The sequence below is a fragment of the Mycobacterium sp. WMMD1722 genome (genome assembly GCF_049315205.1).
Classification (GTDB): Bacteria; Actinomycetota; Actinomycetes; order Mycobacteriales; family Mycobacteriaceae; genus Mycobacterium.
The window spans coordinates 3215422-3229753 of the sequence record NZ_CP186056.1; the positions used below are offsets into that span (position 1 = coordinate 3215422).

Consider the following 14332-nt stretch of genomic DNA (forward strand, 5'->3'; position numbering starts at 1 on the left):
CCTCTCTCGCGATACTTGCCAATTACCCTGCAGCCGCCCGGTCATACGTCGTTGCGACGGCCAACCGGCCGCCCGGCCAGCCACTGAACCGGCCCACCAACACGATGAGTGCGGGCACCAACAGTGACCTGACGATGAACGTGTCGATCAGCACCCCGACGGCCACCGCGAATGCCAGTTCCTGGAAGGGTGCGACCGGAAGCAGCCCCACGAAGCCGAAGCTGGTCGCCAGCGTCACCCCGGCGATGGTCACGGGCCGGGCCGATCTCGGTAACCCGATGGCCACCGCGTCCCGCAGCGGTCGGTGGCGCGCCTCGTCCCAGATCCGGCCGACGGTGAAGATGTTGTAGTCCGAGCCGAGCGAAACCAGCAGGACAGCTGCGGCGAACGGAGCGTAGAAGATCAGCCCCTCGTAGCCGACTTCGCGTTGGAAGAACCACGTGGTCAGTCCGAGCGCGGCGCCCACCGACAGCAGACTGCAGCCGAGGAGATAAAGAGGTGCGATGACGGCGCGCAGGAACAGCATGAGCAGAACGAGGTTGACCAGCGACACGGCGACGGCGACGCGGACGACATCCGAACGGGCAGTGGCGAGGAACTCGGCGCCCAGCGCTCCCGCGCCGAGGTATTCGACGCGGGCATCGGCCAACCCCGCCCGCGTCAGCAATGTGGGCATCACCGATTGCAACGCATTGAGATCCTGCAGCCCGGACGCGGCGAGGGGCTTGTTGGCGAAAACCACCAGATACCGTGCCGCGTCACCACTGGGGGCCAGGAAGAGCCCGATGTTGGCCCCGGTGAGCTGAATCGGTTGCTGCTGTGGTCCCAGCACCGAGACGACCCCGGGCACCGCCGCGATCTCGCGTTGCAGTGCGGTGAGCGCGCCGCGATCGGCGGTGATATCGGTACGCTCCACCAGGATCTCGGTCGGAGCGAGGACACCGGCCGTGAAGTTCTCCGCAGCGGTGTCGGCCGCGACGCGTACCGAGTTGCCGGCGGGCAGGGTGTCCGGTGACGCGACCGACGCCCGAAAGTCTTTCAGCGGCAGGCTGGCTGCCGCCAGACCCGCCAACGTCACGATCACGACCACCGCTGCGACGAACCTGTGGGTCAGCCACTGGGCCATCCGGTCACCCCAGGGGACCCGGTTCTCCATGCCCGTCCAGATGTTCACCCGGGTTCCGGGCCACAGCGCGAACCGACCGAGAATCGCCAATAGCGCAGGCACGAACGTGATCGAGACGATCAGGGCCACCGCCACCATGATCGCCAAACCCGGTCCGAACGCCTGGAACAACGGCAGCTCGGCGACCGAGATACTGGCCACTCCCGCGGTCACGGTGAGGCCGGCAGTCAGCACGATCGGCATGTTGTGGGTGACCGATGACCTCAGGGCATCCCGGGCGGATCGGCCCAACGCCATCCGGTAGCGCATACCGGACAGGAAGAAGATCGAGTAGTCGGTACTGAGGCCGAGGGTGAGGGCCACGATGACCGGTTCCAGCTGGCTGGGCGCCGAAATGCCCAGCAGCGCAGCAGCTCCGCCGACAAGATGGATGGTGATGACGTAGGCGACGAGCGCAGTGAGCAACGTGACCAGCGGAGCTGCCGGAGATCGGAAGGTGACCGCCAAGATGAGCGCCACCGCCAGGAACGTCGCGATCTCCACCCACTCCAACCGCGACTTCACCACCCGGCCCTGTTCGACTTGAACGGGTATGGCCCCGGTGACCCCGACGACGTGGGCGTCGAGACCAAGCTGCTCACCGTACCGCCGCCCGGTGTCGAGGAGTTCTCCCCCGTTGAGGGTGGAGCCGCCCCACAGGTAGGTGACGATGGTCGTCGGCACACCCGGTAGCGGAACGGAGTTCGGTACCGGTACGGCACCGGCGATCCCGGTGGCGGGCATACCTTCGGTCGCCGTGTGCACATTGACCTCGGCCGCATGCCGCACCGAGGCAGCGAGCGCGCGTGCGCTCAGACCTTCGGGATTGTGCTGAACCAGCACCGCCGGACTCAGCAGCGGCAACCCGAACATGTCGAGCACTCGCCGTTCCCCCTGCACGGCGGGCGAATCCTGCTGCGTGAGAGGCAGTCCCGCATCGCGTTGCAGTCCCGGTAGGAGCATGGTGGCCGCGACGGTACCGCCGGCCACAGCGGCCACGATCAGCCAGCGCAATCTGATGATCCAGCGGGCGTATCCGCTGCTGAGGCGGCTGTGGCTCTCGGGCTCGACCATGTCCGGCCGCGCGGCCGGACGGGTGCGCGCCGGCTTACGCCGCCGTCCCGGCATGGCGAGCATGGCTATCGGACATCAGCGGCCGATCCGTACTGACATGGTCGCGAACTCTCCTCGACGGGCAGCCCGCAACAGGTGCCCAATCGAGGTGTTCCCTCACACGGCTCTGGCATACGTGCGGGATTCTGTCTGCGCTCGAGCGGCCGGGGTCGGCCGCAGTACGAGGAAGCACACCGACAGCCAGGTGGTGCAGAACAGCACGCTGACCAGTGCGTCGGTCAGGTGCACGGCCCTCAGATGTCGATTCGGCGACATGACGGACACAACCGGGAGTCAGGCCGTCCACAGCCACTCCCCAGCAGTGACTTGACCGTTAAATTCTCTGTCACTATGGCAAAGATCTCGCGGGTCCCCCGCGTCCTCGCTCTCGTCGTCGCCCCGGCGATCGCGGGCCTCGCGCTGGCCGGAGCGGCGAATGCCGACCCAGCGCTACTCAACGGCGTCTACGGCTCCGCCGACGGCGACCCTTACAACGTCCTGTCCATCACCACCGGCTGCGGACCGGCCGGCTGCGCCGGCACGGTCACCAGCAACCAGGGCTGGACCACCCCGACCACGTTCTCCGACGGGCGGTGGAACTTCACCGTCACCAAGCCCGGCGGCCTCACCTGCGAGGACGGCCATTACGAACCGGCGGTGGTCTCCCTGTCGGTCGACCCGGTGACCCTGGCCGGCATCTCGACGTCGGACTCCAACTACGGCTGCGCCGGCGGCGTGCTGACCCAGAGCCCGTTCCAGCTGCAGAAGGTCGGCTGAGCGAACTTTTTTCCCGCGCACATCCGCGGTCGCGCCACCGCGGCCCGTCGTCGCCGGAGTGCGCGACCAGCGCGACCCTGAGCAGGCATTACTCCGGGCGGGTCAGCACCGGCAACGCCCACGACAATATTTGCCCATACCGCGCATAACGGCGCTGTCTGGGAACTTCCTGTGAGCTAGCGGTCGCCGCACCGACAATTTTCCTACAAGATGCTCTGCGTTCCGGCAGAGTTCCGGCCCGGGACGCCGTTCGGTCCAGACCGCGAACTCGAGGAAGCGAAACGCGTATGTGGCGCACAGCGCTGAGCATCTGCAGCATCACGGCGATCATCGCCACGGCCACCGCGTGTGGTGGCGGAAGCGACACCGCGAGCAGCGGCGGCGGGGGCGGCGGTGACATCACCGTCACCATGACGTCGTTCCCGGACTACGTCGACCCCCAGCTCTCCTACACCGTCGAAGGATGGGAGACGCTGTACAACGTCTACGTCCCGTTGCTGACCTACAAACACGCCAAAGGCGCGGACGGCACCGAGGTCGTCCCAGGTCTGGCCACGGACATGCCGCAGGTCTCCCCGGACGGTAAGACCTACACCCTCACGCTGCGGCCGAATATGAAGTACTCCGACGGCACACCCATCAAGGCCTCCGACTTCACCTACGCCATTCAGCGTCTGTTCAAAGCGAATTCGGGTGGCTCGGTGTTCTACGAGCCGATCGTCGGCGCCACCGAATACGCCGACGGCACCGCCGACACCATCAGCGGCATCGTCACCGACGACGCCACCGGCGCCATCACCATCACGCTGGCCGAACCGAACGGCACCTTCGAGAACGTGCTCGGCCTGCCGTTCGCCGCACCCGTCCCGCCGACCACGCCGCTGGACAAGGACGCCACCAACAATCCCCCGCCGGCCAGCGGTCCGTTCATGATCTCGGCGGTTCAGGCGCCCCAGACCCTGACGATGGAGCGCAATCCGCAGTTCCAGACGGTCAAGGACGCCGGCGCCGACGAGGTCGCCGACGCGGGTGTGGACAAGATCACCGTCACGCAGAACAAGAGCAACACCGCCCAGGTCACCGACATCGAGCAGAACCGCGTGGACTACATGTCCGATCCGCCGGACGCCGACCGCCTCGCCGAGGTGAAATCGCGCTACGGCGACCGGTTCCGCATGGAGGAGTCGATCAACACCTACTACTTCTGGATGAACAACCAGGTCGCGCCGTTCAACGACGTACGGGTTCGCCAGGCGGTCAACTATGCGATCGATCCCGAAGCCCTCAACCGGGTGTTCGGCGGCCGGCTGCACCCGACCCAGCAGATCCTGCCGCCGGGGATGCCGGGCTACCAGGAGTACACGCTCTATCCGGGTCCGGATCTGGACAAGGCCAAACAGCTGATCGCCGAGGCCAATCCGGTCGATCGGGACATCACGGTGTGGACCGACGACGAGCCCGACCGCAAGCGGATCGGCGAGTACTACCACGACGTGCTGACCCAGCTCGGCTTCAACGCCACCCTCAAGGTCATCGCCGGTGACGTGTACTGGACCACCATCGGCAACCAGTCCACCCCGGATCTGGACACCGGTTTCGCGGACTGGTTCCAGGACTTCCCGCACCCGGACGACTTCTTCCGTCCGCTGCTCAACGGGGCGAGCATCCTGCCGACCAACGGAAACAACTACTCGCGCGCCGACTTCGGTGAACTGGACGCCAAGATGAACGAACTGCGGACCAAGCGGCTCGAGGATCCGGGCGTCGAAGATCAATACGCTGCGCTGGATCGTGCGTACATGGAGCGGGCGGCCTGGGCTCCGTACGGCAACGAGGAGTTCACGACGTTCCTGTCCGAGCGGATGGACTTCGACAGGAGCTATCGGCATCTGCTGTTCAGCCAGGACTTCTCCTCGTTCGCGCTGAAGTAATGGCCGCTCCCTTCACCGAGGTGGACGCGCCGGACGAACCGCCGCTGCCCACCGGGGTTCCCGCCGCCCGGATCCAGGGCCGCAGCCCCTGGTTCCTGGCCGCACTTCGCATGCGGCGCAACAAGACCGCGCTGGCCTTCGGCGTCCTGTTCGTCGCCATCGTCGTCCTGTGCCTGGCGGCACCGCTGTGGGCCGATCACGTCGCGCACACCACACCGGATGCCAACCACATCACCGACACCATCACCGTCGACGGCGCCGAGGTCGACATCGTCTCACCGGACGGCACCCCGCTCGGGCCGGGTCTGCGGGGTCAGTATCTGCTCGGCGCCGACCAGAACGGCCGCGACGTAATGGTGCGGCTGCTCTACGGCGGGCGCACCTCGATCTTCATCGGGGTGGTGGCCGCGGCCATCACCACCGTGGTGGCGATCGCGGTGGGCCTGCTGTGCGGGTACTACCGCGGTTGGGTCGACGCGGTGCTGTCCCGGGTGATGGACGTGGTGTGGGCGTTTCCGGTACTGCTGCTGGGCATCGCCCTGGGCACCGCCCTGGCCGTCGGCGGCCTGAGCCTGGGTGTCGTCACCCTCGCCGGCGATTCGGTCTGGATCCCGATCCTCATCATCGGCCTGGTGTACGTGCCGTACATGGCCCGGCCCATCCGCGGCGAGATCCTCGCGTTGCGGGAGAAGGAGTTCGTGGAAGCGGCTGTCGCCCAGGGGATGGGGTCGCTGCGAATCATGCGCGCCGAACTGCTGCCGAACGTGGTGTCGACGATCATCGTGTTCTTCACCCTCAACATCGCGAACGACATGCTGCTGGAATCGGCGCTGTCTTTTCTCGGCGCGGGGGTGCGCCCGCCCAGTGCGTCCTGGGGGACGATGATCGCCGACGGATATCAGACGATCTACACGGCACCGCACCTGACCATCGTTCCCGGCCTGATGATCGTGCTGACCGTGTTGTCGCTGAACGTGTTCGGCGACGGGTTGCGGGACGCTCTCGATCCGCGGGCCAAGATCCGGTTGGAGCACTGAGCCGAGATGGTCCGATTCGTCGCCCGCCGGGTCACCGGAATGGTGGCCGTGCTGTTCGCCATCTCGGTGGTGGTGTTCCTCATCTTCAACGTGATCCCCAATTCGAATCCCGCCGTCCGGATCGCCGGGAAGAACGCCAATCCGGCGCTGATCTCGCGGGTCAGCGCCGATCTGGGCCTGGACCAGCCACTGCCGGTGCAGTACCTGACGCTGATGAGGAAGATCTTCACCGGCCAGCTCACCTCGTATGCGAGCTCGCAGAACGTCACCGAGCAGATCTGGCGCGGCCTACCGGCCACCCTGTCGCTCACCGTCGGGGCGGCGGTGCTGTGGATGGTGCTGGCCGTGGTGTGCGGCTACCTCAGCGCCGTCCACGCCGGGAGGTTCACCGATCGTGCGCTGACCATCCTTGCCCTGATCGGCATTTCGATGCCGGTGTTCTGGCTGGCCGCAATTCTGCTGTACTTCTTCACATTCAAGATCGAGCTGTTCCCCACCAGCAGTTACATCCCGCTCACCCAGGATCCGCTGCGGTGGGCGACCCACCTGATCCTGCCGTGGCTCACCCTGGCGGTGCTCTATGTCGGCTTCTACAGCCGGGTGTTGCGCTCGAACATGCTCGATGTGATGAACGAAGACTACGTGCGCACCGCCCGCGCCAAGGGCCTCGGCGAGCGACAGGTGCGCATTCGGCATGTGTTGCGCAACTCCATGATCCCGGTCGTCACACTGTTCGGCCTGGATTTCGGCGCCGTCGTCGGCGGCGGCGCCATCCTCACCGAGACCGTGTTCAACATCAACGGCGTCGGGCTCTACGCCGGGCGGGCGATCGGCAGTCTGGATCTACCGCCGCTGATGGGTGTCGTGATGTTCGGGGCGTTCTTCATCGTGCTGTTCAACACCATCGTCGACATCCTCTATGCGTACCTCGATCCGCGAATTCGTTTGGGAGAGGCGGCCTCGGCATGAACCAGCTGCTGTCAGTGAACGATCTACGGGTGCGCTTCGCCACCGACGACGGCATCGTCAAGGCCGTGGACGGGGTGTCGTTCGGGGTGGCACCCGGCGAGATCCTCGCCATCGTCGGCGAATCGGGCTGCGGCAAGAGTGTGACGGCGCAGACCATCATCGGTCTCACCCGCTCGAGCAACGCGGTGATCGACGGGTCGGTCGAATTCGAGGACCGTGACCTGACCGAACTCGACGACGAGGGTCTTCGGACCGTGCGTGGCGAACAGATCGCGATGATCTTCCAGGACCCGATGTCGTCGTTGAACCCGGTGTACCGGGTCGGTGACCAGATCGTCGAGATGATTCGGGCACACCGCACGATCTCCACAGCCGATGCGCGTGCCCGCGCCGTGGAACTGCTGCGCACCGTGGGCATTCCGAACCCCGAGCGCCGGGTCCGCAACTATCCGCACGAGTTCTCCGGCGGGATGCGCCAGCGGGTGATGATCGCGATGGCGCTGGCACTGGAGCCGGAACTGCTCATCGCCGACGAGCCCACCACCGCACTCGATGTCACCGTGCAGGCGCAGATTCTGCGGCTGCTCGAAACGCTGAACGCCGAGCGCGATCTCGCGGTCGTGCTGATCACCCACGACCTCGGTGTGGTCGCCGAGGTCGCCGACCGCGTGGTGGTGATGTACGCCGGTCAGATCGTCGAGGACGGCACACTCGACGACATCTTCTACGATCCGCAACACCCCTACACGGCGGGCCTGCTCGGATCGCTGGCCCGCCTGGACCAGCCGCGCGCCGAGAGGCTCAATCAGATCTCTGGATCTCCCCCGTCACTGTTGGATCCGCCCACCGGGTGCCGTTTCGCGGCACGCTGCCCGCACCGGTTCGACAAGTGTGACCAGATGCCGACGCTCGAAGACCGCGCCGGCGCCGGCCATCTCGATCGGTGCTGGCTGGAACCGGTGACGAAGCGGGAGGTGAACCATGGCCACGGATGAACCGCTGCTGGAGGTGACCGATCTGGTCAAACACTTCCCCGTGAAATCCGGGGTGGTGATCGACCGTGAGGTGGCCCGGGTGCGCGCCGTGGACGGGGTGAGCCTGCGTCTCGAGGAGGGCGAAACACTGGGCCTGGTGGGCGAATCGGGCTGCGGCAAATCGACGCTGTGCCGACTGATTCTGCAGTTGCTCACCCCGACAACGGGTTCGGTGCGGTTCGCCGGCGATGAACTGGTGGGTAAGTCGGCCCGCCAGTTGCGACCGGTCCGGCGCCACATCCAGATGATCTTCCAGGACCCCTACGCCTCGCTGAACCCGCGCAAGAGGGTCGGCCAGATCGTCGGCGACCCGATGGAGCTGCACGGCCTCGCCGGCGGCGGTGACGTCAAACGCCGGGTGCAGGAGTTGTTGGACCGCGTCGGGCTGCGGCCCGAACACTACAACCGCTATCCGCACGAATTCTCCGGCGGCCAGCGACAGCGCATCGGCATCGCCCGGGCGCTGGCCCTGCGGCCCCGCCTGATCATCGCCGACGAACCGGTGTCGGCGCTCGACGTATCGGTGCAGGCCCAGATCGTCAACCTGCTCAAGGACCTGCAGGACGAGTTCCGGCTCTCGTATCTGTTCGTCGCCCACGACCTCGGGGTGGTGCGCCATGTCTCCGACCGGGTCGCGGTGATGTACCTGGGGAAGGTCGTCGAAACGGCGACGGCAGATGCGCTGTATGACAAGCCGATTCACCCGTACACCAACGCGCTGCTCTCGGCGGTGCCGGTGCCCGACCCGCGGGGGAACGCGGCCCGACAGCGGCTGGTGCTCGAAGGCGATGTGCCGAGCCCGATGAACCCGCCGTCGGGCTGCCGCTTCCACACGCGCTGTCCGTGGTGCACCGAGGTCTGCGTCGACCAGGAGCCGGCGCTGGTGGATCACGACGTGGCGCACGCGGCGGCGTGCCACCATCCCCGCAATGTCGGGCTGGGCACGACGGTGCAAGATCTGGCGTTGCCGGGGCGGACGGCGCCGTAGGGATCGCTACGGGGAGCCCGCCACCCCGTTCTGTCCGCCGGGCGAGCCGCCCGGACCGCCTGCGCCACCGGACAGCGGTCCCCCATTGCCGGTCGCGGAACCGCCTTCACCACCGTTGCCGCCCGTGCCGGATTGGCTGCTGCCGCCGGCACCCCCCGCGCCGCCCAGTGACTGGGGCGCCGCACTGTTGACGAAGGACATCCGTCGCCCGCTCCTCGCGCACCGTCACAGGATTCCTCCCGGGCGAAGACCTCACCCGGGCAACACCGAGCGCTACTGTGCACGACGGCTAAGCAGTTTGCGAGGACTGAATCATGACGTCGGTCGCCCCTGAACCGTCGCCAGCATCAACGCATTTGAACTCCGGCGTCGATCAGCCCGCGATTCCCGGCTGCCCTCCCGGAGTGCCGCCCCGACCGCCGGCACCGCCGGCACGGGTGCCGCCACCGGCGGGGACGGAGCCGCCGTTGCCGCCGTTTCCGCCCTTGCCCGTCTGGCTGTTCCCGCCATTGCCGCCGTTTCCGCCGATCTCCGACGAGTTCTGCCTGCCGACGAGCGTGGAACCACCCGTGCCACCGTTCCCGCCGTTGCCGGCGACACTGTTTCCGCCGTTGCCGCCGTCACCACCCCGAGCGGGCGCGTCTCCGGTCAAACCAGTAGCCAGCCCGCCGACTCCGCCGACACCCCCATCGCCGGTCTGGCTGTCCCCGCCGGCGCCACCCGATCCGCCGGTGATCGGCCCGAGACCGCGCCCGCCGCGGGCTTCACCGCCGGCCCCGCCCGCACCACCGACGCCGCTGACGCTCGTTCCGCCGCCGCCGCCGGAACCACCGAAGGACGGGCCCGTTCCACCGCCGACGAAGCCGGTACCACCCCGACCGCCCCGACCGCCCGGACCGGTGCTGCTGGCGCCGCCCGCGCCGCCCGCCCCGCCCTGGCCGATGCCCACATCCGAGTCGAGGAAGCCCCAACCGCCGGCACCGCCGGCCCCACCGGTACCCCCTCGGGTGGCGCCGCCGTTGCCGCCTCGTCCGCCGGTGGCGACGCCGCTCCCGGTGTAGTCGACCGTCCCGTCACCGCCCGTTCCGCCGGCTCCGCCGTCGCCATCAGCCCCGGCGACGCCGCCTGCGCCCTGGGTGGCGCCCGCGCCACCGCTGCCTCCGGCGCCGCCGTTTCCGGCTGTGCCTCCGTTTCCGCCGGCGCCACCGGTGGTGCTGCCCTTGCCGCCGACGTCGGCACCCTGTGCGCCGGCACCGCCGTCCCCACCGCGTCCGCCCTGGCCGCCCTGCCCGCCGGCCCCCCGGCCGCCGGCCACGCCGGCGCCGCCGTCGACCCCGCCGGTGCCGCCGGTGCCGGCCTTGCCACCCGAGCCGGCGTCCCCTCCGATTCCGCCGACTCCTCCTGTGCCGCCCTTCCCCCCGTCGGTGCCGTTGCCGCCGTCCGCTCCGGGGGCGGACCCGGCCGTTCCTGTCACGCCGGCCGTTCCCGTGCCTCCGGTTCCGCCGGTGCCTCCCTTTCCGCCGTTGCCGCCTGCGCCGCCGTTGCCGTTGACACCGGCCTGCCCGACCGTGAAGCCGTCACCGCCCGCGCCGGCGTTGCCGCCCGGGCCGCCTGCGCCGCCTTTGCCGCCGGTCCGGCCAGTCTCGCCGGTTCCCGGCGCTTCGGCGGCGGTACCGGTCGTCCCGCGTATGCCCTGCGAGCCCTGCGCGCCGTTGCCGCCTGCTCCGCCGTTGCCACCGTTGCCGCCGTCCCCGCCGGCCCCGCGCACACCGCTCAGCGTTCCCGCGCTGCCCGCGGATCCCCCGGTGCCGCCGGTGCCGGCGAGTCCTCCCGCACCGGCGAGACCGGCCGCGCCTCCGGCGCCGCCCTTGCCGCCATTCTGACCGGGATCGCCCGCACCGCCGTCCTGGCCGAGGAAGATGCCGTCGGCGCCACGGCCACCGTCGGCGCCGTCGGCGCCGTCACCGCCACGGCCACCGTTGGACCCGTTACCGCCGTTTCCGCCGTCTCCGTTGACTCCGGCGGCGACGATCGCCGATCCGGCTCCGCCGACGCCCGCGTTGCCGCCCGCGCCGCCCTGGCCGCCGCGACCACCTGCCTGGCCGCTGTTGCCGTTCGCGCCGGGCGTGGTCACCGCAGCACCGTCGGCACCGGCGAGTCCGTTACCACCGTTGCCGCCGGCCCCGCCGTTACCGCCGCGGCCGCCGGTGCCCTGGGTGCCGTTCAGCCCGGCCAGGCCGAAGAAGCCGGCCGCTCCACCCGCGCCGCCGAAACCACCCGCGCCGCCGGCGCCGCCGTTACCCCCGCGCTGTCCGGCCGCGCCGTCGCCGCCGGCCACCGACGCGTCGATCCCTTTCGCGCCGGCCGCACCGTCACCGCCGGCACCGCCCGCGCCGCCGCGGCCCCCGGCCCCACCGTTGCCGGCGAAAAGACCCCCGTTGCCGCCGTCACCTCCGCGGCCGCCCGCACTCCCGGCGCCGCCGTCGGCACCAGGGCCGATCCCTGCGACACCAGCCGGCCCGGCCAGACCCTGACCACCCCGGCCCCCGTTGCCGAGGAACCCGGCGTTCCCGCCCCGACCGCCGTTGGCGCCATCCCCGCCGCTGCCGAAGAACAAGCCGCCGTTACCGCCGTTGCAGGCCGAACCCGTGCAATCGGCCGGCGCATCCGCACCGTCGCCGATGAACAGCCGCATGAACGATCCCAGCGGATCTGCGTAACGGGGGCTGTCGGCCAGCGCGACGCCGGTCGCGCCGCAGGCGAACAGGCTGGCCGCCGCCGCACCGCCGGCCACCACCCGGGCCGCCGCACGACGTCGGTCAGCCCGGTGCGCCGCCCGTCGCGCCGCGACCTTGGCCGCCCTGTTCTGCCCAGCACTCATCGCCGCTCCTCGCGCATAAGAGAGATTTCGTGCGTCCCGCGCGATGGCTTGACCCGGGCAACACCGACCGCTCATTGTGCACTACGACTAAGTAGTTTGCGATCGCTCGGGTGTGACGATGATTCACGCCACCGCGACGGGCCTGATTCGCAGCGCCCCAGCGACGTTTCGCATCAGGCTCACCGATGCCGGTGGCCCCCGCCGATTTCGCTATCCGGCGGTGCCGTCGACAGGCTTGTGGAACGTGTACACCCGGTACTGGATGAGACAGGCCTTGGACAGCCACTTCATCCAGCGGGTGCCGACGATCATCATCTTCTGGGCGTCCTCGGATCCCTGCTCGCGGAAGAAGTCGATCAGGAACGGATAGGTCGGCAGCGTGTTCTTACGAATGTTGCGGTTGGCTTCGAGCTGCAGCCCCGCGCGTTTACCCATCGCCCGATAGCCCCGCAGCGGCACCGTGCCCAGGGTCCCGTAGGACTTGGCGATCCGCTGCCGGATCGCCATCCAGAACGGGGTCTTACCGAACCACATCACCGCCGGGACGAAGTCCGAAACAGCTAGGTATCCACCGGGTTTCAGGACCCGCGCGGCTTCGGCGATGAAGCGTTCCCGGGACGGGAAGTGGAAGATGCACTCGACGGCGAGCACCCGGTCGAAGGTGTTGTCCGCGAACGGCAGCTCGCAGGCGTCGCCTTCGCGCCAGTCGATGTCATTGCCGTTGACGGCGCGGGTCTGTGCCTCGGCGGCGGCGAGCTGACGGGGGTCGATGTTCAGGCCGGTGAGGTGCATCCGGGAATGCCGGGCGTTGATCTGCTGGATGGTGCCACCGAATCCGCACCCGGCGTCGAGCAGGCGCTGACCGTCTTCGACCTTGCCCGCCTCGAGCAGCACATGATCCATCGTCTCCATGGCGGCCATGTAGTCGGCGCGGGTGCCCTCGGCGGACCGGGGATCGTGCCAGTACCCCCAGTGCACCTGACGCTCCCAGAGCTGACCGGTCTGGCCACCGTCCTGCCGTTCGTCGATCAGCAGGTCGAAGTACGGGAGCTCAGGCATGCGCGGAACCTAACACGGTCGGAGGGACATACGAGGTCGCCGGGCCGGTCACAGCGTCGGCAGGAGATCTGCGAGGGAAAGGATGGTCAACACCACGAGCGTCAGGCCGATGAGTCCCCCGACGGGGATCATCGCCACACAGACCGCCACCCACACGAACAGCCTTGGCCATTCGAACGACTGGTTGCCCACCACGCCACCGATACGCTGGCGCACCAGGTGGTAGCCGGCCCAGACGCCGGCACCGATCGCGGCCGCGGCGATGATCCGCACCCCGTCCGGGGTGACGGCCAGCGTGAACGCGGCCATTGCGACCATCGCCGAGAAGCGCGCCCAGGTGACCGCCCGAACGCCCGTCATCGGGGTGGCGGCAGAACTGCGGTCGGGTTCGCCGCGGAAGCGTGGCACCCGCCCTTCGACACCGAGCAGCCGCCACAGCCATCGCGACCACACCGTGCGCAGACCCAGATCCTCGGCGACCCTGCGCACATCGGCGGCCGATTCGGCCATCATCCGGCGGGATGCGGCGCTGCGCCAGAACGCGGATTTGAAAACTACCCGCGGAACGCCGAATTCGCGGGCGAACGCGCGTGGCGGCCCGACCGACTCGCCGATCAGCCACCGCAAGAAGATCGGAAACGCGATGGCACATGACATCCGCTTGAACCACCCGGCGCGGCCGATCTCCTGCGCCAGGTGGTCGTCGGCGAAGGTGATGTGGCGGGCCTCCTCGGCCAGGTGGATATAGGTGATCTTGTTGAGCAGGGCAGGCACGTTCGCGGCACCGCGGTGCTGCAGCGTCTGCTGGTAGTGCAGCGGCTGCTCGCCGCAGAGGATCGCGATGAAGTGCAGGATGCTGATGTAGCCGCCGATGAAACCCAGGATCGGCCCGAAGATCCGCGACCCACGCCGCATGCCGGGGACATCCTCGCCGGTGCGGTTGACGAATTCCTGGAACATCTGGATGTGGTTGCACTCGTCGACCAGCTCGTGCAGCAGATAGCGGAACACCGGGGTTCGGTTGGGCAGCTTGCCCGCGTAGTGGATCACGCCGCGTACCAACATCATCTCGAACTGGATGGTGGTCTTGAGCGTGTTCGCGGTGACCCAGCGGCCCATGTCGATCCGTCGCTGCAACGGCTGTTCGGCATACCAATCCGTCGCCGCAAGCGGATTCGTCTCCGGATCGAGTTGCCACCGGGGATCGTCGCGGTCCAAAGCGTTCTCGGGCGCATCCCAGTCGATGTCCACATACGGGTCGAACCGCAGTCTCGTCGTGGCGTCCGAAAGCGCCTGCACCCGATCGAAATACGAGTCCTTCGGCGTGCCGTCCACGTCGTCGACCGCCGTCATCACCCCACCTGTTCCAGTCACCTTG

At 68.5% G+C, this 14332-nt stretch carries 12 protein-coding genes; 6 read left to right on the top strand and 6 right to left on the bottom strand.

Annotated elements, in window-relative coordinates; genetic code table 11:
* Nucleotides 1-22 precede the first annotated feature (22 nt).
* Entirely contained in the window at nucleotides 23-2302 is a 2280-nt protein-coding gene (locus ACN27E_RS15455) for an MMPL family transporter (RefSeq protein WP_422742749.1), read from the bottom strand.
* 93 nt (nucleotides 2303-2395) lie between these two features.
* On the bottom strand, nucleotides 2396-2554 hold the full coding sequence (locus ACN27E_RS15460; RefSeq protein ID WP_422742751.1) for a hypothetical protein: 159 nt from the start codon (nucleotides 2552-2554) through the stop codon (nucleotides 2396-2398).
* 75 nt (nucleotides 2555-2629) lie between these two features.
* On the opposite strand from ACN27E_RS15460, the gene ACN27E_RS15465 reads away from it, so the two are divergent.
* The 6 genes from ACN27E_RS15465 (at nucleotide 2630) to ACN27E_RS15490 (ending at nucleotide 9014) form a co-directional block, all read left to right on the top strand.
* Nucleotides 2630-3055, top strand: coding sequence for a hypothetical protein (locus ACN27E_RS15465; protein ID WP_422742753.1), 426 nt, complete (start codon nucleotides 2630-2632; stop codon nucleotides 3053-3055).
* Between the two features lie 287 nt (nucleotides 3056-3342).
* Nucleotides 3343-4986 (top strand): ABC transporter substrate-binding protein, encoded by a 1644-nt coding sequence (locus ACN27E_RS15470; RefSeq protein ID WP_422742755.1) that lies wholly within the window; start codon nucleotides 3343-3345, stop codon nucleotides 4984-4986.
* Nucleotides 4986-6023 (top strand): ABC transporter permease, encoded by a 1038-nt coding sequence (locus tag ACN27E_RS15475; protein WP_422742757.1) that lies wholly within the window; start codon nucleotides 4986-4988, stop codon nucleotides 6021-6023. Before ACN27E_RS15470 ends, ACN27E_RS15475 begins: the two co-directional genes overlap by 1 nt.
* Before the next feature lie 6 nt (nucleotides 6024-6029).
* A complete protein-coding gene (locus ACN27E_RS15480; protein ID WP_422742758.1) occupies nucleotides 6030-6992 on the top strand; it encodes an ABC transporter permease in 963 nt (320 codons plus the stop codon).
* Entirely contained in the window at nucleotides 6989-7987 is a 999-nt protein-coding gene (locus ACN27E_RS15485) for an ABC transporter ATP-binding protein (RefSeq protein ID WP_422742760.1), read from the top strand. The genes ACN27E_RS15480 and ACN27E_RS15485 overlap by 4 nt, the downstream gene beginning before the upstream one ends.
* Nucleotides 7974-9014, top strand: coding sequence for an ABC transporter ATP-binding protein (locus ACN27E_RS15490; protein WP_422742762.1), 1041 nt, complete (start codon nucleotides 7974-7976; stop codon nucleotides 9012-9014). Before ACN27E_RS15485 ends, ACN27E_RS15490 begins: the two co-directional genes overlap by 14 nt.
* Before the next feature lie 6 nt (nucleotides 9015-9020).
* Here ACN27E_RS15490 and ACN27E_RS15495 read toward each other — a convergent pair whose 3' ends face one another.
* The 4 genes from ACN27E_RS15495 to ACN27E_RS15510 form a co-directional block, all read right to left on the bottom strand.
* A complete protein-coding gene (locus tag ACN27E_RS15495) occupies nucleotides 9021-9215 on the bottom strand; it encodes a hypothetical protein (protein WP_422742764.1) in 195 nt (64 codons plus the stop codon).
* A gap of 172 nt (nucleotides 9216-9387) precedes the next feature.
* Entirely contained in the window at nucleotides 9388-11895 is a 2508-nt protein-coding gene (locus ACN27E_RS15500) for a PE family protein (RefSeq protein ID WP_422742766.1), read from the bottom strand.
* Nucleotides 11896-12105: 210 nt separating this feature from the next.
* Entirely contained in the window at nucleotides 12106-12954 is an 849-nt protein-coding gene (locus ACN27E_RS15505) for a class I SAM-dependent methyltransferase (RefSeq protein WP_422742767.1), read from the bottom strand.
* A gap of 48 nt (nucleotides 12955-13002) precedes the next feature.
* The gene (locus ACN27E_RS15510) at nucleotides 13003-14307 is read right to left on the bottom strand and encodes an AurF N-oxygenase family protein (protein ID WP_422742769.1); all 1305 of its coding nucleotides are present in this window, start codon (nucleotides 14305-14307) and stop codon (nucleotides 13003-13005) included.
* Nucleotides 14308-14332: the final 25 nt, after the last annotated feature.